The sequence below is a fragment of the Rhizobium sp. P2_G2 genome (assembly GCF_056403555.1).
The window spans coordinates 51705-70072 of record NZ_JBFUFF010000010.1; the positions used below are offsets into that span (position 1 = coordinate 51705).

General features: G+C 60.4%; 17 protein-coding genes. 10 read left to right on the forward strand and 7 right to left on the reverse strand.

Going from position 1 to position 18368, the window contains the following annotated elements:
- Window positions 1-64 precede the first annotated feature (64 nt).
- The 3 genes from AC1D06_RS10785 (at window position 65) to AC1D06_RS10795 (ending at window position 4272) form a co-directional block, all read left to right on the forward strand.
- Entirely contained in the window at window positions 65-2002 is a 1938-nt protein-coding gene (locus AC1D06_RS10785) for a methyl-accepting chemotaxis protein (RefSeq protein ID WP_477986228.1), read from the forward strand.
- A 230-nt stretch (window positions 2003-2232) separates the two neighbouring features.
- Window positions 2233-3243, forward strand: coding sequence for a DUF4424 domain-containing protein (locus AC1D06_RS10790; RefSeq protein ID WP_477986229.1), 1011 nt, complete (start codon window positions 2233-2235; stop codon window positions 3241-3243).
- Between the two features lie 21 nt (window positions 3244-3264).
- Window positions 3265-4272: a DUF4424 domain-containing protein gene (locus AC1D06_RS10795; protein ID WP_477986230.1), complete on the forward strand. Its 1008-nt coding sequence runs from the start codon at window positions 3265-3267 to the stop codon at window positions 4270-4272.
- Window positions 4273-4314: 42 nt separating this feature from the next.
- Here the strand turns inward: AC1D06_RS10795 and dxs are convergent, their stop codons facing one another.
- Both dxs and AC1D06_RS10805 read right to left on the reverse strand, forming a co-directional pair.
- Window positions 4315-6225, reverse strand: a complete 1911-nt coding sequence (dxs, locus tag AC1D06_RS10800) for a 1-deoxy-D-xylulose-5-phosphate synthase (RefSeq protein ID WP_477986285.1) — start codon at window positions 6223-6225, stop codon at window positions 4315-4317.
- Window positions 6226-6416: 191 nt separating this feature from the next.
- Window positions 6417-7610, reverse strand: a complete 1194-nt coding sequence (locus AC1D06_RS10805) for a serine hydrolase domain-containing protein (protein WP_477880204.1) — start codon at window positions 7608-7610, stop codon at window positions 6417-6419.
- 251 nt (window positions 7611-7861) lie between these two features.
- Between AC1D06_RS10805 and AC1D06_RS10810 the strand changes: the two genes are divergently transcribed.
- Window positions 7862-9436 carry a glycosyltransferase family 39 protein gene (locus AC1D06_RS10810; RefSeq protein ID WP_477880206.1) on the forward strand — a complete coding sequence of 525 codons (1575 nt, stop codon included), beginning with the start codon at window positions 7862-7864 and terminating at the stop codon, window positions 9434-9436.
- On the opposite strand, the gene AC1D06_RS10815 is transcribed toward AC1D06_RS10810, so the two are convergent.
- The gene (locus tag AC1D06_RS10815) at window positions 9414-10337 is read right to left on the reverse strand and encodes a pirin family protein (RefSeq protein WP_477880208.1); all 924 of its coding nucleotides are present in this window, start codon (window positions 10335-10337) and stop codon (window positions 9414-9416) included. The genes AC1D06_RS10810 and AC1D06_RS10815 overlap by 23 nt on opposite strands.
- A gap of 92 nt (window positions 10338-10429) precedes the next feature.
- Between AC1D06_RS10815 and AC1D06_RS10820 the strand changes: the two genes are divergently transcribed.
- Both AC1D06_RS10820 and AC1D06_RS10825 read left to right on the forward strand, forming a co-directional pair.
- Window positions 10430-11173 (forward strand): TlyA family RNA methyltransferase, encoded by a 744-nt coding sequence (locus tag AC1D06_RS10820; RefSeq protein WP_477880210.1) that lies wholly within the window; start codon window positions 10430-10432, stop codon window positions 11171-11173.
- Window positions 11170-12420, forward strand: coding sequence for a class I SAM-dependent RNA methyltransferase (locus AC1D06_RS10825; protein ID WP_477986232.1), 1251 nt, complete (start codon window positions 11170-11172; stop codon window positions 12418-12420). Before AC1D06_RS10820 ends, AC1D06_RS10825 begins: the two co-directional genes overlap by 4 nt.
- Here AC1D06_RS10825 and AC1D06_RS10830 read toward each other — a convergent pair whose 3' ends face one another.
- The 3 genes from AC1D06_RS10830 to AC1D06_RS10840 are packed head-to-tail and all read right to left on the reverse strand — an operon-like array spanning window position 12421 to window position 13760.
- Window positions 12421-12765, reverse strand: coding sequence for a type II toxin-antitoxin system YafQ family toxin (locus tag AC1D06_RS10830; protein ID WP_477880371.1), 345 nt, complete (start codon window positions 12763-12765; stop codon window positions 12421-12423).
- On the reverse strand, window positions 12695-12952 hold the full coding sequence (locus AC1D06_RS10835; protein ID WP_477880214.1) for a type II toxin-antitoxin system RelB/DinJ family antitoxin: 258 nt from the start codon (window positions 12950-12952) through the stop codon (window positions 12695-12697). Before AC1D06_RS10835 ends, AC1D06_RS10830 begins: the two co-directional genes overlap by 71 nt.
- A 52-nt stretch (window positions 12953-13004) precedes the next feature.
- Entirely contained in the window at window positions 13005-13760 is a 756-nt protein-coding gene (locus AC1D06_RS10840) for a crotonase/enoyl-CoA hydratase family protein (protein ID WP_477986234.1), read from the reverse strand.
- A 268-nt stretch (window positions 13761-14028) separates the two neighbouring features.
- On the opposite strand from AC1D06_RS10840, the gene AC1D06_RS10845 reads away from it, so the two are divergent.
- Window positions 14029-15024 (forward strand): transporter, encoded by a 996-nt coding sequence (locus tag AC1D06_RS10845; RefSeq protein ID WP_477986236.1) that lies wholly within the window; start codon window positions 14029-14031, stop codon window positions 15022-15024.
- 38 nt (window positions 15025-15062) lie between these two features.
- Entirely contained in the window at window positions 15063-16022 is a 960-nt protein-coding gene (locus tag AC1D06_RS10850; protein ID WP_477986238.1) for a DUF4424 family protein, read from the forward strand.
- Here AC1D06_RS10850 and AC1D06_RS10855 read toward each other — a convergent pair whose 3' ends face one another.
- Window positions 16023-16622 carry a short chain dehydrogenase gene (locus AC1D06_RS10855; protein WP_477986239.1) on the reverse strand — a complete coding sequence of 200 codons (600 nt, stop codon included), beginning with the start codon at window positions 16620-16622 and terminating at the stop codon, window positions 16023-16025.
- Between the two features lie 133 nt (window positions 16623-16755).
- Here AC1D06_RS10855 and AC1D06_RS10860 point away from each other — a divergent pair, with 133 nt between their 5' ends.
- Both AC1D06_RS10860 and AC1D06_RS10865 read left to right on the forward strand, forming a co-directional pair.
- Window positions 16756-17259 (forward strand): cupin domain-containing protein, encoded by a 504-nt coding sequence (locus tag AC1D06_RS10860; protein ID WP_477986240.1) that lies wholly within the window; start codon window positions 16756-16758, stop codon window positions 17257-17259.
- A 102-nt stretch (window positions 17260-17361) separates the two neighbouring features.
- Window positions 17362-18315, forward strand: coding sequence for a glycoside hydrolase family 25 protein (locus AC1D06_RS10865; RefSeq protein WP_477986242.1), 954 nt, complete (start codon window positions 17362-17364; stop codon window positions 18313-18315).
- The last annotated feature ends 53 nt before the right edge of the window (window positions 18316-18368 follow it).

Here is an 18368-nt window from a genome sequence, read left to right on the forward strand (position 1 = left end):
ATTGACAGTTCATTAAGCATGCCTTGCTAAATTTCGTGGCACATACTTTATTGTGGGGACGAGCATGGCATCCATTCAGCGTAAAATCATTGTTGCAAGTGTGGCTATTTTTGCGCTGGCGGGCGGTGCAACGGGCGTGGGCATGTGGGCGGCGTCCACGCTCAGCGACAACGGCGCCGACGTCACGCGCTCGGCGCAGGTGCTCAGAAATCATATGCAGGCCGACATGATGCACGATGCCCTGAGGGCCGATGTGCTGGCAGCCATCCTCGCCGCTAATCCGGCCGCGGGCATCTCCGCTGATCAGGTCAAGGCGGACCTCAAGGAGCATGTTGCCTCGTTCCGCGACATGATCGCCGCCAACAAGACGCTTGCCACCGACAAGGCGACGCAGGACGTGGTCGCCGGCATCGAGCCGCCGTTGCTCGTCTATATCGACAGTGCCGGCAAGATGGTCGACCTCGCAGGCAAGGACCCGCAGGCGGCGCTGAAATCGCTGCCGGACTTCATGAAGCAGTTCTCGACGCTCGAAGGAGTCATGGAACAGGCCGGCGACGAGATCCAGAAGGTCTCGGAAAATGTTTCCAGCCAAAGCGCTGCCATGCAGGCCAGCATCAGTCTGCTGCTCAAGATCATTCTCGGCGTGACGGCGCTGTTTTCGATCGGCCTCTACCTGCTGATGCGCAAATCGGTCACCGGGCCGATGCTGGCGCTCTCCAACGACATGCGGCGACTTGCCGACGGCGAGACCAACATCAATTGTACCGGCATCGGACGGGCCGACGAGATCGGCAGCATGGCGGCGACGGTCGAGGTGTTCCGCCAGGCTGCCATTGCCAAGAAGCAGATGGAACAGGACGCGGAAGGCCTGCGCCAGCAGGCCGAGGCCCAACAGATCACCACGCGCCGGCAGACGGAAGAAGATGCTTCAGCGCGGCTTCGCGCTGCGACGTCAGGCCTTGCGGCAGGGCTGAAGCGGCTTGCCGACGGCGATCTCGCCTTCCAGCTCGACGAAGCCTTTGCGCCGGATTTCGAAGCGCTGCGGCATGATTTCAATAGCTCGGTGCGGCAACTGGGTGACACCATGCTGGCGATCTCCACGGGCATATCGGCGATCGATAGCGGCACACGCGAAATCTCCGCCGGCGCCGGCGACCTCTCCAAGCGCACCGAACAGCAGGCCGCCGCGCTTGAAGAGACGGCGGCGGCGCTCGATGAGATCACCGTCAACGTCACGAATTCCAGCAAGCGCACCGAAGAAGCGCGGACCGCTGCGACTGAAGCCAATCAGAGCGCCGGACACTCCGCTCAGGTCGTCTCGCAGGCCGAAGAAGCAATGCAGCGGATCGAGAATTCCTCGCAGCAGATTTCCAACATTATCGGTGTGATCGACGAGATCGCCTTCCAGACCAACCTCCTGGCGCTCAATGCCGGCGTCGAAGCAGCGCGCGCCGGCGAGGCCGGCAAGGGTTTTGCGGTCGTCGCCCAGGAAGTGCGCGAACTGGCGCAGCGCTCCGCACAGGCAGCCAAGGAGATCAAGGGCCTGATCCGCAATTCCTCGACCGAGGTCGAAGGCGGCGTCAAGCTGGTGCGCGAGACGGGCATTGCGCTCAAGACGATCGGCGAGCAGATCGCCGGCATCAACCAACATATGCAGGCGATCGCGACATCGGCCAAGGAGCAGTCGACCGGGCTGGCGGAAGTCAACACGGCCGTCAATTCCATGGACCAGACGACGCAGCAAAACGCCGCCATGGTCGAAGAATCGACCGCCGCTTCGGCGACGCTTGCCCAGGAAGCCGCAAAGCTTCGCGACCTGATCGCCCAGTTCAAGCTCCGCCATGCCGCTGCCGCGCCGGTCGCGGCACTGCGGCAGGCCGCCAGGGCCATGGCGGAGCCGGCACGTCCGGCCGCCGCCGTCAGGCATGCGCCGGCACCCGCGCCGAAGAAGGTCGCGTCGGGCGGCGGCGCTGCCGCGTCGGATAGCTGGGAAGAATTCTGAGACCGATCGGTCTCCCCCGTTCCTAAATAGCCCCGACCATTTTCGGGGCTATTGTCTTTCATGAAGACATTGAGTTGACCCTGTCATGAACCGTCCCTAAACCATGTCGCGTGAACAAGAATTCACGCGACATGGTTTAGCTATTTGTTTGCGCATGTCTTTTTCGCGAAACCGCCGCACACTTTCGTGAGACATGCGTCGGCCGGCGGCAAGACAAGCAGGAGGACGATATGAACCGCACGGCCCTGACCCTCGCGCTGATCGCAAGCCTCGGCGCGGCAAAGGCTTTCGCGAACGACACCACCGCCGAACTCAAGACCGGCGGGCTGGAATTCACCCATAGCGACGACATTACCATGCAGGAGGAGAAGCTTTACATTTCTCCGAAACAGGTGACTGTCGACTACGTCTACCGCAACACGTCCGACAAGCCTGTCGACACTTACGTCGCCTTTCCGATGCCCGACATCGAGGGCAGCCTCGATCCGATGATGGATGCCGGCGACACGTCGAGCGACAATTTCCTCGGCTTTTCCGTGGTCCAGGACGGCGCTGCGATCACGCCCAGCCTGCAGCAGCGTGCCTTCTGGCGAAATATCGACGTTACCGACGTGCTGCTGGAGCAGCATGTGCCGCTCAATCCGCTGAGCGACAAGACGGCCTCTGCGCTCAAGGCGCTGCCAAAGGCGGCGCTGAATGACCTCGTGGTGCGCGGCCTGGTCTATGCTCAGACTTCAGGCGACGGCACGGACCAGCAGACGGACTGGGTGCCGATGTGGACGCTGAAATCCAGCTATTTCTGGAAGACGACCTTTCCCCCCGGCAAGGACGTACATGTCTCGCACAAATATAAGCCGAGTGTCGGCGGCACCGTGGCGATCACCTATCTTGATGAGAACAACCAGCCGCAGGGCGAGCGGTACGACGAATATGTGAAGAAATACTGCGTCGACGACCCCTTCAACAGGATCGCGCAAAAATCCCAGAAGGCGATGCAGGACCAGCAGCCCTATCTCGTCGAACACTGGATTTCCTACGTGCTGACCACCGGCGCCAACTGGTCCGGCCCGATCGGCCAGTTCACGCTGATCGTCGACAAGGGCGATCCGAAGAATTTTGTCAGCTTCTGCGGCATCGATGTGAAAAAGACCAGTCCGACGACGTTCGAAGTTCATGCGACGGACTTCACGCCCGACAAGGATCTCGATATCCTGCTACTGACCCCATCGAACTATGAGTGAGCGCTGCTTCGGGAGGCAGGCATGATCAGAATTTCCTTGTTTGCAGTGGCGCTCGGCATCAGCGCCGCTCCGGCCTTCGCCAATGACACGACCGCCGAGCTCAAGACCGGCGGTCTGGTCTTTACCCGTAGCGGCGATATCGAGATGCAGCAGGAGACGCTGTTCATTTCGCCAAAGGAGGTGCGTGTCGACTATGTCTTCCGCAACACCGCCAAGGTACCGGTCGAGACCTATGTCGCCTTCCCGATGCCCGGTATCACCGGCAGCCCGGACAGCATGGTCGACGCCGGCAATACGGCGAGCGACAATTTCCTCGGCTTTTCTGTCGTTCAGGACGGCGTGGCAATCAAGCCGAACCTGCAGCAGAAGGCCTTCGTCGATGATATCGACATGACCGATATCCTCAAGTCCGACAAGCTGCCTCTCAATCCGCTCGGCGACGCGACCGCCAAGTCGATCAAGGGTCTGCCGAAGACGGCGATCGAGGAACTTTTGTCGCGCGGGCTGGTGATCCCCTATACCTATGGCAGCGGCTCAGACGAAAAGACTGACTATGTGCCGGTCTGGACGCTGCAATCCGCTTATTGGTGGAAGACCACCTTCCTGCCCGGCAAGGACATTCGCGTCTCGCACAAATACCGTCCGAGTGTCGGCGGCACGGTCGCCACGACCTTCCTCGATGCGGACAACCAGCCGAAGGGCGAGCGCTGGGACGAATATGTCCGGAAATACTGCGTCGATGACTCAATGGCGAAGCTCGCTCGGCAATCCAACGACGACATGAATGCCAACAAGCCGCATCTGGTCGAGAACTGGATTTCCTATGTGCTGAGCACGGGCGCCAACTGGGAAGGATCAATCAGCAAGTTCAAGCTGATCGTCGACAAGGGCGACGCGGCCAATTATGTCAGCTTCTGTGGCAAGGACTTGAAGAAGACCGGGCCGACCACGTTCGAGATGAATGCCACGGATTTCACCCCGGAACGGGACCTCGATATCTTGCTGCTGACGCCGACACAGGCACCATAGGCATCACGGCGCAATCGCGCATCAGAATTCCTTGGTAAAAGGTCAGCCGGCGACGCCGAGACCGATGCCCTTTTCGCCGAGCATGCCGAACACAGTCTTGACGATGCCCTTGCGGTCGAGGCCCGCCATGGCGTTCATCGCCTCGGGCTTGGCCTGGTCCATGAACGTGTCGGACATGACCAAAGGGCGGACCTTCAGCCGGCCGTCGAGATAACCTTCATGCGCCAGCATATGCAGGACATGGGCACCGAAGCCGCCGATTGAGCCTTCTTCCACCGTCACCAGCACTTCGTGATGCCGGGCGAGCTGGCGAATGAGATCCAGATCGAGCGGCTTGGCGAAGCGGGCATCGGCGACCGTGGTCGAAAGACCGGCAGCATCGAGGTCTTCCGCCGCAAGCAGACAGTCTGCAAGACGGGTGCCGAACGAGAGCAGCGCCACCTTGCTGCCCTGCTTGACCACCCTGCCCTTGCCGATTTGCAGGATTTCGCCGCGCACCGGCATTTCGACGCCGACGCCCTCGCCGCGCGGATAGCGGAAGGAGATCGGACCATCGTCATAGGCGGCTGCCGTGCGGACCATATGCTTGAGTTCCGCCTCGTCGGCCGCTGCCATCACGACGAAGCCGGGCAGCGTCGCAAGGTAGGTGGTGTCGAACGAGCCGGCATGTGTGGGGCCGTCGGCACCGACATAGCCGGCGCGGTCGATGGCAAAGCGTACCGGCAGGCTCTGGATCGCCACGTCATGCACGACCTGGTCATAGGCGCGCTGCAGGAAGGTAGAGTAGATCGCCGCAAAGGGTTTGTAGCCATCGGCGGCGAGGCCGGCGGCGAAGGTCACCGCATGCTGTTCGGCAATGCCGACATCGAAAATGCGCTTCGGGAAGATCTCGGCAAACTTGTCCAGGCCGGTGCCATTCGGCATGGCGGCGGTGATGCCGATGATCTTTGGATCGAGTTCGGCCTCCTGGATCAGTGCCTCGGCGAAGACCGAGGTGTAGGACGGTGCGTTCGGCTTGGCCTTGGCCTGGGCGCCGGTAATGACGTCGAACTTGTTGACGCCATGATATTTATCGGCGGCTTCCTCAGCCGGCGCATAGCCCTTGCCCTTCTGGGTGACGACATGGATCAGCACCGGGCCATTGCCGTTGTCGCGGACATTGCGCAGCACGGGCAGGAGATGCTCGAAGGAATGACCATCGATCGGGCCGATATGGTAGAAGCCGAGTTCTTCGAACAGCGTGCCGCCGGTGACATAACCACGTGCATGCTCGACGGCGCGGGTGATGGCGCGGTCGATCTTCTTGCCGAGATAGGCAGTGAGCTTCTTGCCGATCTCGCGGAAACCGAGATAGGTGCGGCCCGAGGCGAGCCGCGCCAGATAGGCGCTCATCGCGCCGGTGGGCGGAGCAATCGACATATCGTTGTCATTGAGGATGACGATCAGCCGCGCGTCGAGCGAGCCGGCATTGTTGAGCGCCTCAAAGGCCATGCCGCCGGAGAGCGCCCCGTCGCCGATCACGGCGATGACATTGCGCTTGGACTGGTCGAGCTCGGCAGCCACCGCCATGCCGAGGCCAGCGGAAATCGAGGTCGAGGAATGGGCCGCACCGAAGGGGTCATATTCGCTCTCAGCACGCCGTGTGAAGCCGGAGAGCCCGCCTTCCTGCCGAAGCGTGCGGATGCGGTCGCGGCGACCGGTGAGAATCTTGTGCGGATAACACTGATGGCCGACATCGAAGATCAGCCGGTCGTCGGGCGTATTGAACACCTTGTGAATGGCGATGGTCAATTCGACGACACCCAGGCCGGCGCCGAGATGGCCGCCGGTGCGCGACACGGCATCGATCATTTCGGACCGGAGCTCGGCGGCCAGCTGCGGCAGGTCCTTGTCATCGAGTTTCCGGAGATCCTCCGGATAATTGACTTGATCGAGAAGCGGCGTCTGCGGCATTGAGCTCACGGTTTATCCTGTCCACCGGACCTTTTTGACATCCGATGCTATTTATCTGTCCTGTCGTCCTTTTCAACCGCAAAGGACGCAGAAATTAAGGCATAGGGCGCCAGATTACAGACAATCTCCATCGAGGGCAAAGGTAAATGCCTCATTTTTCAGTGATTAAACCGTTTTGCACGGCGTTTTGTTCAAGATGATGTCAAGGCGTCGCGAACCGCCCTCACCGCGGCAAGCGAGAGCTTCGTGCGCTCCGGATTGGTGAAATCGGGCCAGGTTGAAAGCTTTACGGCGGTGAATTCTGCAGCCTGGTCCATGTAGAGCATCTGGCCGAAGACGCCTCGCGCCAGCAGCACCGGTCGGTCGACATCCTCGATCCAGAATTGGTTGTGATAGGCGCCATTCGGCAGCGTGACACGGTAATCGCCGGTGAACAGTGGATGCCGGCCGCCATTGCGGGTCTCGGCCACCCATTCGGACGGTACGATCTGGCGGCCGTTGAACGCGCCGCCATGGGTGATCATGTCGGCGAACCGGCCATAGTCGCGAAGCGTCGCGTTGAAGCCGCCGCAGGCGAGCGCATAGCCGGCCGAATCGACGGTGAATGACGCATCCTCACCGGCGCCGAGCGGAATCCAGAGTTCCTCGCTGACGAGTTCGGCCAACGGCTTGCCCGACACGCGCTGCAGGATGAAGGCCAGAACGTCGGTCTCGATCGATCGGTATTGGAACAGCGCTCCGTGCGGCCGCTCGCTCTCCTCGAGCGACAGGATGAGCTGCCACACTGTTTCGGGCCAATGATCGCCCTTGCGCTCCTTCCAGCCGCAGGCGGCGTCGAGCCAGGCACAGTGCGAATCGACTGCTGTGTAAGTCTCGTCGAAGATCACGCCGGTGGTCATGTCGAGCACCTGCTGCACGGTGGCACCGCGATAAGCCGTCGCGTCCAGTTCCGGCAGATAATGCGTCACCGGTGCTGCGGGATCGACAAGGCCGCGATGGATGAGAATGCCGGCGACCGCGCCCGTCACCGACTTGCCAACCGATTGCGACAGATGCAGCGTGTGCGGCCGCATGCCGTTCAGATAGGTTTCGGAAACGATCCTGCCCTTGTGCAAGACGAGAAAACCGTCGGTGAAGGTCTCGTCGAGGAATTCGGCGATCGTCCAGGCTCTGCCGTCGTGGGGGAAGCCCAGGCCGCCTATCTCCTGATGCGCTTGCGGCAAGACCGAAGCAGGCTCCGCGCCACGCCAGACCTCGGTCGTCGGTACGAGGTCGCGGACATTGAGAAAGCTCCAGCGATTATAGGGCGCGCGGTCCCATTCGGCTCGAGGAATCATCGGCGCGCCCGGATTCTTCGGATCGCGGAAGGAATATTCACTCGTCATCTGTACCTCCGTCGTCTACGACGCTCTGATCCTAAAACGTTTTGCGCGCAACGAGGAAGCGGTCACGGCGAAGAAGGCGGATTGGAACCCTGAGCCTTTGCAAAAAATTGCTTTGCGCCGCGAAACAGGGCACAGGGCTTGCGAGTTTGCGCGATCATGGATCTGCCGTCCCAAGATCGCCGGAATCCTTCGGGAGTTTCGACACCAACGGCGAATTCTTGAGACTTCATTCCTATCCGAGGTGCGATTTCGTGACGGCAGAGAAGACAGGACAGCAGTTCAGGACGATCATCGAGCGCTATTTCTGGCTATTCGTCCTGTTGATCCTCATCGTTGGGCTGCTCTTCCGGTTGCCGGGGATAGGCAGCCGTTCGCTCTGGATCGATGAACTCTATACCGAATGGTTCTCTTCCCAATCGTTCACCGTACTCTGGCACGAGGTGCCGTTCTACGAGACGCATCCACCGACTTACTATACCTTGCTGAAGCTCTGGAGGATGCTGTTCGGCAATTCCGAACTGGGCCTCAGAAGCCTGTCGCTTACGGCCAGCCTGGGGACGATCTTCGCCATCGCGATATCGGGCCGGTTGACCCGGTCGGGGTGGATCAGCGCAAGCGTCGGCCTGCTCGGCGCGGCGTTCCTCGCCGTCAACTATGCCAGCATCCGCGAGGCGCAGAATGCCCGCCCCTATGCGCTCCAAATGCTTGCGGCGACGGTCGCCGTGGTGGCCGCAATCGTGCTGGTCGAGCGGCTTCGGCAAGCCAAGACTGTCAGGCCCGTCAATATCTGGATTGTGCCGGCACTCGTCCTCGGCGTCGCGGGCGGTGCAGCGCTCTGGCTGCACAATACCAGCTTCTTCATCGACATGGGTATCTGGTGCGGGCTGATCCTGTCGCTTATCTTCACGCCAGCCGAACAGCGGCTGAGGAATTTCGTTATTTTCTGCGCCGCGGGTGTGCTGGCCCTGATGGTCTTTGCACCCTATGCGCCGCTGTTCCTCATGCAATCGCGTGCATTCTCCGGCCTGGCCTTCTGGCTCGAACCAAAGCCGCGTGATCTCTACAGTGCCTGGATGCTGTTTCTCGGATCGCACTGGTTCGCAGTGATACTCTCGCTGGCACTTCTGACGCTTGGCCTTTATCGTCTCGCCAAAGGCGCGCCAGCGCAGGCGGTGCTGGCGGCAGTCATCCTGCTGGTGCCGCTTTATGCCATGCTGGCCTTCACCTTCTGGGTGAAGCCGGTCTATATCCAGCGCCTGTTCGCCTGGACAGTGCCGCTCGGCTTCCTGGTGATCGCCTTCGGCATTCTATCGGCAACGCGTGCGGCATGGCTCCGGCCGTTGCTCGCCATTGTGGTCTTCGCTTTCCTTATACCCACTGCGGCGCTGGACTTCAGCAAGCCGATCGACGATTGGAAGTCGCTGATGGCGATCATCGCCCGTGACGCCCAGCCTGGCGACATCGTCATCGCTACGCCCGCGGAAGGCGTTATCGCCGTGGATTATTATGCAAAGCGCCAGGCGCATTTCCCGCCGGTGGTCTGCATTCCCGGCTGCTATCCGCAGCGCAACCTGCCACGCGTCTATGGCAGCAATCTGGGCGCACCGAAGATCATTCCGGCGGATACGGCGCTGGTCGACCAGGCACTCAAGTCGCATGGCCGTGTCTGGCTGGTCCAGGTATCGGTGGCACTCTACGATCCGGCCGGCATCATCAAGAACAAGATTTTGGCGTCCCGCAAATTCGTGCGCTACTACGGCAATTCGCTCGCCAAGATCGAGCTATATGACCTGCCATCCGGCATCACACCGCCGGCAAAGGAATGAATTCCGCCTCGTCGCCCGGGACAATGTCGAACTTGCCGGTACGCCATTCCTCCTTGGCCTGCTCGATGCGTTCCTTGGAGGAGGAGACGAAATTCCACCAGATATGGCGCTTGGAACCCAGTGCCTCGCCGCCGAACAGCATGACATGGCAAGGCTCGTCGCCGGTCACCAGGTCGACCGTGTCGCCAGGCCGGAAAATCAGCAATTGATCGGCCTCGTGGCGAATGCCAGAGACGGAAAGCGAACCCGACAGGATATAGGCCGCACGCTCCTCCTGACCGGCGTGGAAAGGGCAAGCGGAATTGGGTTCTATACGCAGATCGACATAGAGTGTCTCTGACGGCACGGGCACAGGCGAGACCAGACCTTGCCACTTGCCGATCACCACACGGCCGGAAAAACCGCGATCGGAAAATTCCGGCAGCGTCTCGATGCTCGCATGATGGAAGCGCGGATCAATTTCTTCATGGCCATCCGGCAGAGCCAGCCAGGTCTGCAGGCCGGACAGCGCGAATTCGGTGCCGCGCAATTCCTGTGGCGTGCGTTCGGAATGGACGATGCCGCGGCCCGCAGTCATCAGGTTGACGTCGCCGGGCTTGATCACCATGCCGGTGCCGAGGCTATCGCGATGCGTCATCTCGCCATCGAACAGATAGGTCACGGTCGACAGCCCGATATGCGGATGCGGTCGCACATCGACCGCCTGACCCGGTTTGAGGACGGCCGGCCCCATGCGATCGAAGAAGATGAACGGCCCGACAAGACGGCGCCGGGAATTCGGCAGGGCGCGACGGACCTCAAAATTGCCGATATCGGAGGTGCGCGGGATGACCAGCAGCTCGACCTGATCGGCCGCATCATGATCGCCCGCTTCGGGATCGACGCCGGGGAAGAAGGACATGGCTGACTCCGTTGAAAGTCGTCGATATTCGATAGCCGATCATGGCACAGATCGTTATGAGTTTGAAACCGTCGAAATTATCCAGGAATGAAATGCCCGACCTCATCCGCCTCGACCAGCTTCTGACCCGGCGCGGCCTGTTCGACAGCCGGTCGCGGGCGCGAGACGCCATCGACCGGGGAACGGTGACGGTCGATGACAAAGTGGCGAGCAAGGCCGGAGCGATGGTTTCGTCGGATGTGGAGATTGTAATCGATGATCCGGCGCAAGCCTATGTCTCGCGGTCGGCGCTGAAGCTGATTGCCGGGCTCGATCATTTCGGGCTTTCTCCGGAGGGCTATGATTGTCTCGATATCGGCGCCTCCACCGGCGGCTTTACACAGGTGCTGCTGGAGCGGGGCGGAGCGCATGTGGTTGCCGTGGATGTCGGCCATGATCAGCTTGATGAGCGACTGCGGGGTGATGCTCGAATTACCAATCTCGAAGGCGTCAATGCGCGGGCACTCGACCTCGCCCACCTCGGAGGAAGGGAAATCCGGGCGGTGGTTTCGGATGTCTCGTTCATCTCACTGAGGCTGGCGCTGCCGCCGGCGCTGGCGTTTGCGGCATCCGGCGCGTGGTGCGTCTTGCTGGTCAAGCCGCAGTTTGAAGCGGGGCGCGAGGCGATCGGCAAGGGCGGCATTCTCAAAGACCTAGCGCTCGGCCCGAAAATTGCCGAAGACATGGCCGGTTGGTTGAATTCGCTTGGCGGCTGGCAAGGCCTCGGTGTAATCCCCTCCCCGATTTCCGGCGGCGACGGAAATTTCGAATTCCTCCTGGCCGGACGCAAACAATGAGCACAGAGACCGTCACCATCCAATCCATCGGCGCCGAAGGCGACGGCATTGCCCACAGCGCTGACGGTCCGGTCTATGTGCCCTTCACCCTGCCGGGCGAGGAGGTGGCGATCGCGCGGGTGAAAAACCATGGCACGGCGATGTCATGGAGCACGACCTCGCCCGAGCGCGTGCCGCCACGCTGTCGGCATTTCGGTCCCGAGGGCCTTGGCGGCGCCTGCGGCGGCTGTTCGCTGCAGCATTGGACTGACCAGCCCTATCAGGACTATAAGCGCAATCTCGTCGTCGAAGCGCTGAAGGCCAAAGGATTAGAGACAGAGGTCGCGCCGCTCGTGGCATGTTCTCCCGGCGAGCGGCGGCGTGTGACGATGACCGGCCGGTTGACCGACAAGGGCGTGCTTCTCGGCTATATGCAGGCCGGCAGCCATCACATTGTTCCTGTCGAGGAATGTCCCATCGCCCATCCGAGCTTGGTTTCCCGGCTGCCAACGGTGCGGCGGCTGGCATCTGCGCTTGCATCAGGGAGTGAACCTTTTCGCGTCACCGTGCAGGCAACGACGTCGGGCCTCGACATCAATTTCACCGATCTGCGCAAGATCGACGCGAAGAAGCGGCAAGCCGCGGTCGATCTGGTGCTGAAGGAAAAGGGCATCGCCCGGCTGTCGATCGCCGCCGAGATCATTGTCGAACCACAGAAGCCGATTACCGATTTCGGCGGCGTGCCGGTCGTGCTGCCACCCGGCAATTTCATGCAGGCGACGCTCAGGGCCGAAAACGCCATGGCCGAACTGGTCATCAGCCATATCGGCAAGGCCAAGCGCGTCGCCGACCTGTTTGCCGGCATCGGCACGTTTTCACTCAGGCTCGCCCGCACGACCGCGGTGCATGCGGTGGAATTCGAGGCACCGGCGCTTGCCGCGCTTGATCTTGCCGCCCGCAACAGCCAGGGCTTGAAGCCGGTCACCATCGAACGTCGCGACCTCTTCCGCCGGCCGATGCAGCCTATGGACCTCAAGCAGATCGATGCGCTCTGTTTTGACCCGCCCCGTGCCGGGGCGGAAGCGCAATGCCACGAACTTGCTCGTTCCAAGGTGGGCCGCATCGCCGCCGTGTCGTGCAATCCGGTGACGCTGGTGCGTGATTTGTCAATCCTGATCAGTGGGGGCTACAAGCTTAGATCAGTGACGCCAATCGACCAGTTTCTCTGGTCGTCGCATGTCGAGGCGGTGGCGCTGCTGGAGCGGTAACTATTCAACGAACAAGTCGGCATGCGACCCTGTTCGTGCCAGAAGCAATTCGTTGGCTGATATCCGATAGATTAACAACCAATCCGGTTCAATGTGAAGATCACGATATCCGCTCCATGCACCTTTTAGCGGATGATCCCGAAATTGTGCCGGCAACTCTTGCTGGTTGATCAACAGCAGCAGAGCGGAGCCCAGCTTATGCAGGTCTTTGCCACGCTTTTCGATACGTTTCAGATCGCGCTTGAATTGCGTGGATCGGACTGGCGTCAGTACTTCAAATTCCCAAATCCTTGAACAAGGCCTCCGCTGAATCGAAGCGCTTACCCTTGCCCTCTTCCAACTCAGCTATCGCCGCACGTGTCGCTGCATTTGGTGTCTTGATCGGGAACGGAAACTCCTCATCCGCAGCAATCCTTACCAGAAGCAGCCTTATCGCATCAGAGACGGAAAGGCCCATGCGCGCCAAAGCTTCAGTCGCTTTTTCCTTGGTAACGGAATCGATCCTGGCGCGAACCATAGTGTCAGTAGGCATAGAAAACTCCTTGTAGCTACAATGTAGCCACCGATGCAAATAATCTCAAGCCCTACTTCTTCTTATTCACGAACGCCTGGAAGGCCTCCATCGCCTCGCGCGATTGAAGCTGGCTGTTGAAGTAAATCGTCTCATCCTCCATCCGCGCATGGATTTCGCCGATCGAGCCCTTGAGAAGCTTGCGGGTGATCGCCAGGGCTTTGCGCGGCTTGGCGACGAGTTCGGAGGCAGCGGCTAGCGTCGTGGCCTCCAAGTCGTCCTCGCCGATGATTTTCCAGACCAGTCCGGCTTCGCGTGCCTCCTCGGCCGAAAAGCCGACGCCGGCGGCGAACATGGCATAGGCGCGCTGCTGGCCCATGATGCGCGGGCCAAGCAGGCTCGACGCTGCTTCCGGTACYAGCGCCAGATCGGTGAACGGCGTGCGGAAGAAGGACCGCGGCGTCGCAAAGGTCAGGTCGCAATGCAGGTTGAGTGTCGTACCGATGCCGATAGCCAGCCCGTCGACGCCGGAGAGCAGCGGCTTTTCGAACATCGGCAGCTGATGAATGAAGCCGTGGACCTCCTTGGCAAGCGATACATCCTTGGCGATCGCCATGAAGTCGGCCAGGTCGTTTCCAGCGGAAAAACTGCCCGGTACGCCGAAGAACACCGCCGCCTTGATTTCGTCATCGGCATTGGCCTCCATCAGTGCCAGCGTCATCGCCGCATACATGGAACGCGTGATGGCGTTCTTCTTATCGGGGCGGTTCATGCGGATGACGATGACACCGGGATGCGCCTCGGGCCGTTCGATCACGATTTCAGACATTCTCTCTTCCCTCACCCGTTTGCTCCTTGCGGCGCTGAGCGCCGGCATCCCGATTTCGCTGACATCTCCGTCAGCAGGATATCGGGAAAGTGCGACACGTTTATCATCCTCATAGGCTCGCCTTCCGCAAGCCTTCCGCGTAGAGACGGATAACGATTGGTCATTCAGAGCATGCCGAAGATGCGACTCCATGTCTTGTTGCCCTGTTGCACAACTGTCATAAAGCGGGTCTAAGGCTTCCTAAAATTCTGCTCAGCGGGCACCCTACATGGAACTTGCTGTTTCCAATATTCCCGGTTTCGTCTGGGCACATCGTTTCCATCCGAGCGCGGGGCAATCCGAGCGGATGTCGCCGACCTGTACGATGCGTGACATCAAGGTCAATGAGGGCTTCGTCTGGCTGCATCTCGGCCTTTCCGATGCGCGCGTGCCTGCCTTTCTAGAAAGTCTGCCGGACCTATCCATCGAAGCGGTCCAAGCGCTCACCAATCGTGACCCGCATGCGGCGCTGTCGCTCTCTGCGGATCTCGTCTGCGGCACGCTGGTCGATTTCCAGCGCGGCTTCGATGAAATGACCTCGGAGATCGGCTGGCTGCACTTCGCTGTCACCGGCAATCTGATCGTGACGACGCGGCTGCATCCACTGAGAAGCATCGACCATGCGCGGGCGTTCGTCGACAAGAGCACCAAGATTCGCAGCCCACTGGATGTTCTGGCTGCTCTGGTGATCGAATTCCAGCGTACCGTCATGGCGATCGTGCTGGAAATCAACGAAGAGCTGAACATTATCGAGGATTTCGTCTACGAAGGCGCGCAGCGCGACGAAAGTCCCAGGTTGGCGCCGGCACGCCGGACAATCATCAAGCTTCACCGGCATCTGCGCACGGAGATCGCGCTCCTGCGGCGCGCCGTAGCCGCCGACGAAGACGAAGTGCCGGAAGGTTTTCAGGACATGGCACAGCGCTTGACGGAGCGGATCGAGACTGTCGAGCGGGATGTCTATTCGCTGCAGGAACGTGCCCGGCTTCTGCACGAAGACATCGATTCGCGCGGCCAGGCAGAGACGAACCGGCACCTTTACATCCTTTCGCTCGCGACCGCCTTCCTGATGCCGCCGACCCTGGTGACCGGCTTTTTCGGCATGAACACGGAAAACCTGCCGTTCTCGCACTCGGCGAGCGGCACGATCCTTGCGATGATTGTCATCGTCATATCGATTGCATTGGCCTGGATCGCACTCAAGCGAGCACGTATCCTCAAGTAGCGTCTTTGCGCCGATCCGATTCCAGATGGGAGACGGGAATGCTGTTCCGCCGATTGACACTGGCCGCCCTGTTTCTGGCCGGCCTGTCTCCACAAGCCTTTGCCGATGACGGGCTGGCCGCATTCCGGAACGGGGCGCTGGTGTTCGGGCAATCCCATACGATCACGATGAGAGCGGAAACCCTGACACTATCGCGCTCGCTGATCACGGCCGACTTCCAGTTCGTCAATACCGGCGACAAGGCCGAGACCGTCACGATCGCCTTCCCCCTACCCGACATGAATACCGCCGACAATGACGGTCTCTACATTCCGGTCGAGGACAATGACAACTTCGTTGGCTTCACCACGGTGGTCGATGGCAAACCGGTCAAGCATGGGCTGGAACAGCGCGCCTTCGCGCCCGGCGGCAAGGACGTCACGGCTGAATTGAAGGCCGCGGGCATTCCACTTGTCCGACCCTATGGAACCTATCTCGACCTGTTACCGACCTTGCCGAAAAAGACCTTGGCCAAGCTTGCCTCTATCGGCGCCGTGGCCGGCACGGAAGGCGATTTCTCGCCGCAATGGGTAACGAAGAGCAAATTCTTCTTCGATCAGACATTCGCGCCTGGCAAGGTCGTGCACATCGTCCACAGCTACAAGCCGTCGCTCGATACGTCGAACATGTCCTTCTATTCAGGCGACATGAAGCCGGAGCCGGACCAGATCCGGCTCTATTGCCTCGACAAGAATGTTCAGGCCGCCGTAAAGGCATTGGAGGCCAGGAAGACCGGCGACTATGCCTATGCCGCGCAATTTTCGCTGTCCTATATCCTCTCGACCGCGCGGACCTGGGCCGGGCCGATCGGCGATTTCCACATGATCATCGACAAGGAGAAGCCGGAGGCGGTGGCGCAATTCTGCGTCAAGGCGCGCCAGATCTCGCCGACGCGCTATCAATTCGACGCCAAGAACTATGTGCCCGATCGCGACCTGGACCTCGTCTTCTTCGAGTGATCAGTAACCGATCTTGTAGATCTTGCCGGTATCGGCGCCTTCAACGCTACGCGCGAAGGCAAGCGCCACATCGGCCACTGGCACCGGCTTGAAGCCGGGGAAGAACGGACCATAGTGCTCCATCGCTTCCTCGAATACGGTGGCACTCACCGCATTTATGCGGATGCCGCGCTTGAGTTCGATGGCGGACGAGATCACGAAAGAATTGATCGCGCCATTGACGAGGCTGGCATTGGTACCGGCCCGGATCGGCTCATCGGCGAGAATGCCGCTGACCAGCGTGAACGAGCCGCCGTCATTGAGATAGTCGGCGCCGATGACCACCAGATTGACCTGGCCCATCAGCTTGTCCTTGATGCCGATATCCATCTTGTCTGGCGTCATCTCCGCCAGCGGCCCAAAATGCGCCTTGCCGGCGGTGAAGACGATCGCGTCGACCTTGCCGACCACCTCGAACATCGCCTTGATGCTGGCGGGATCCTTGACGTCCACCTTGACGCTGCTGCTGCGCGAGGCGGCGATCACCTCGTGGCGCTTGGATAGCTCGGCAACCACAGCCGAACCGAGGAGTCCGGTTGCACCGACGACCAGAACCTTCATGACATTCTCCTTCCGAATTCTCCCGCGCATTTGCGGATAGATGCCTGTTCGATCAAATTTTAGTGGCTCGTTCAATCGTTTCCGAGAATTTTCCTGCCATAGCTCGCCAACCGCGAACAGAAATGGGGAATTCATGTCGCAGCAGCACGCCACGACCGCAATGGCAATGATCGATCCTGCCTTTGTCGCGGCACGCCCGGACGAAGTCGCGCTCGAAGCCGCGCCGATCAATCCCGACTGGATCGTTTCGGGTGCTCCCATCGCCCGGGCCGGGCTGCATTCCGAAAGCCTCGACGGCCGGACCTCGACCAATATCTGGGAATGCTCGGCCGGCAGCTTCTGGTGGACTTTCCATGATGAGGAGACCGTGTTCATTCTCGACGGCGCGGTACGGGTCACCTCCGAGACCGGCGATACCCGCCTGCTCAAAGCCGGCGACATCGCCTTCTTTGCCGGCGGCAGCCGAGCGCTCTGGGACATCGAGAAGCATGTCCGCAAGATCGCCTTCGTACGCCGTCCACATTCACGACAGGTGGCGGCGCTGCGAGAAGTGCTCGGCCGAATGAAGCGCGGCGTCAATCCGCTTCACCTCGCCTCGCCAATGCTCGGCGCCTTGGGCGCCATGCTGCCCCTGTAATACCAAGTGTCTGAAGGATAATATTAGCTCTGTCTTATTTTCATCCTTTGTTAACCTTAATGGCCCACAATTCCATTTTGGACCCCGTGGCGGACAGGGTGTATGAAGAACGTAGCAGGTATTGTGTTGGGGCTGATCGCCCTTTTTGGATCGTCGTGTGCGTGGGCCACCGACGATACGCCCTGGACCGATGAAACGACGCCGGTCGTCATCGATGCCTATGAACTCAACATCATCGACTGGGACAAGCTGGCTGCCGATAAGCGGATCGCCGGTTTCATCTCCAAGGCCTCCGACGGCCTGCCCGAAGTTTATGACTGCCGCAGAAAGCACAGCGGCGACAGTTTTGCCCACTGCAAGACCATGTGGCGCAAATATGCTGTCAGCCGCGAACTTTTCCAGACGCGGCGAATCCTGGCCAAGGCGAAGGGATTGCTGTGGGGCGCTTATCATCTTGGACGGCCGGGCAATCCCATCGACCAGGCCAACCACTTCCTCGACTATGCAACGCCGAGTGGCGACGAAATGATGGTGCTCGACATCGAGAGCCTCGATTCGAAGCAATATATGTCGCTTGAGGATGCCGAGACCTTCGCGAGCCATATCAAGACGCGGACAGGGCGCTATCCGGTGCTCTACACCAACAATGATACAGCGCGCTACATCGCCGCACATCGCGACGAATACCGCCTGTTGTCGCGGCTGCCGCTCTGGTATGCGCGCTACCGCCCGGAAATCAAGGGCGTCTTCCCGATGGGCAACTGGGACAATTACCTGCTCTGGCAATTCTCCTCCGGCGTCAATTGCAATGATCGCGACTGCCCCATGCGGATCGACGGCACGCTTGACGACATCGACGTCAACACCGTGCCGCTCAAGCGCGAGGCGCTGGCGAAGAACTGGCCGCAGGGTCAATTGCTGCCCGAAAGGCCGCCGGCGCTGCAATATCTCGTCAGCGTCCATGGCACGGTCGGCACCAGCACGCCCTTCTGGGTAGCGGCACGGGCGGTCTATTCCCGCCGCACCATAAAACCATTGGAAACGGCGCTCAACTGAGCCTTGAAGCGGTCCCCAGCAAGCCTCGCGAAACCCTCGACAACTAGTTGTTA

Bases quoted from the DNA above. Each gene is read 5' to 3' on its own strand.
- AC1D06_RS10815 (WP_477880208.1), bottom strand. From the start codon at position 10,337: ATGTCCTTCTTCCCCGGCGTCGATCCCGAAGCGGGCGATCATGATGCG.
- AC1D06_RS10785 (WP_477986228.1), top strand. From the start codon at position 65: ATGGCATCCATTCAGCGTAAAATCATTGTTGCAAGTGTGGCTATTTTT.
- AC1D06_RS10850 (WP_477986238.1), top strand. From the start codon at position 15,063: ATGCTGTTCCGCCGATTGACACTGGCCGCCCTGTTTCTGGCCGGCCTG.
- AC1D06_RS10795 (WP_477986230.1), top strand. From the start codon at position 3,265: ATGATCAGAATTTCCTTGTTTGCAGTGGCGCTCGGCATCAGCGCCGCT.
- AC1D06_RS10855 (WP_477986239.1), bottom strand. From the start codon at position 16,622: ATGAAGGTTCTGGTCGTCGGTGCAACCGGACTCCTCGGTTCGGCTGTG.
- AC1D06_RS10845 (WP_477986236.1), top strand. From the start codon at position 14,029: ATGGAACTTGCTGTTTCCAATATTCCCGGTTTCGTCTGGGCACATCGT.
- AC1D06_RS10820 (WP_477880210.1), top strand. From the start codon at position 10,430: ATGCCCGACCTCATCCGCCTCGACCAGCTTCTGACCCGGCGCGGCCTG.
- AC1D06_RS10835 (WP_477880214.1), bottom strand. From the start codon at position 12,952: ATGCCTACTGACACTATGGTTCGCGCCAGGATCGATTCCGTTACCAAG.
- AC1D06_RS10825 (WP_477986232.1), top strand. From the start codon at position 11,170: ATGAGCACAGAGACCGTCACCATCCAATCCATCGGCGCCGAAGGCGAC.
- dxs (WP_477986285.1), bottom strand. From the start codon at position 6,225: ATGCCGCAGACGCCGCTTCTCGATCAAGTCAATTATCCGGAGGATCTC.
- AC1D06_RS10790 (WP_477986229.1), top strand. From the start codon at position 2,233: ATGAACCGCACGGCCCTGACCCTCGCGCTGATCGCAAGCCTCGGCGCG.
- AC1D06_RS10865 (WP_477986242.1), top strand. From the start codon at position 17,362: ATGAAGAACGTAGCAGGTATTGTGTTGGGGCTGATCGCCCTTTTTGGA.
- AC1D06_RS10805 (WP_477880204.1), bottom strand. From the start codon at position 7,610: ATGACGAGTGAATATTCCTTCCGCGATCCGAAGAATCCGGGCGCGCCG.
- AC1D06_RS10860 (WP_477986240.1), top strand. From the start codon at position 16,756: ATGTCGCAGCAGCACGCCACGACCGCAATGGCAATGATCGATCCTGCC.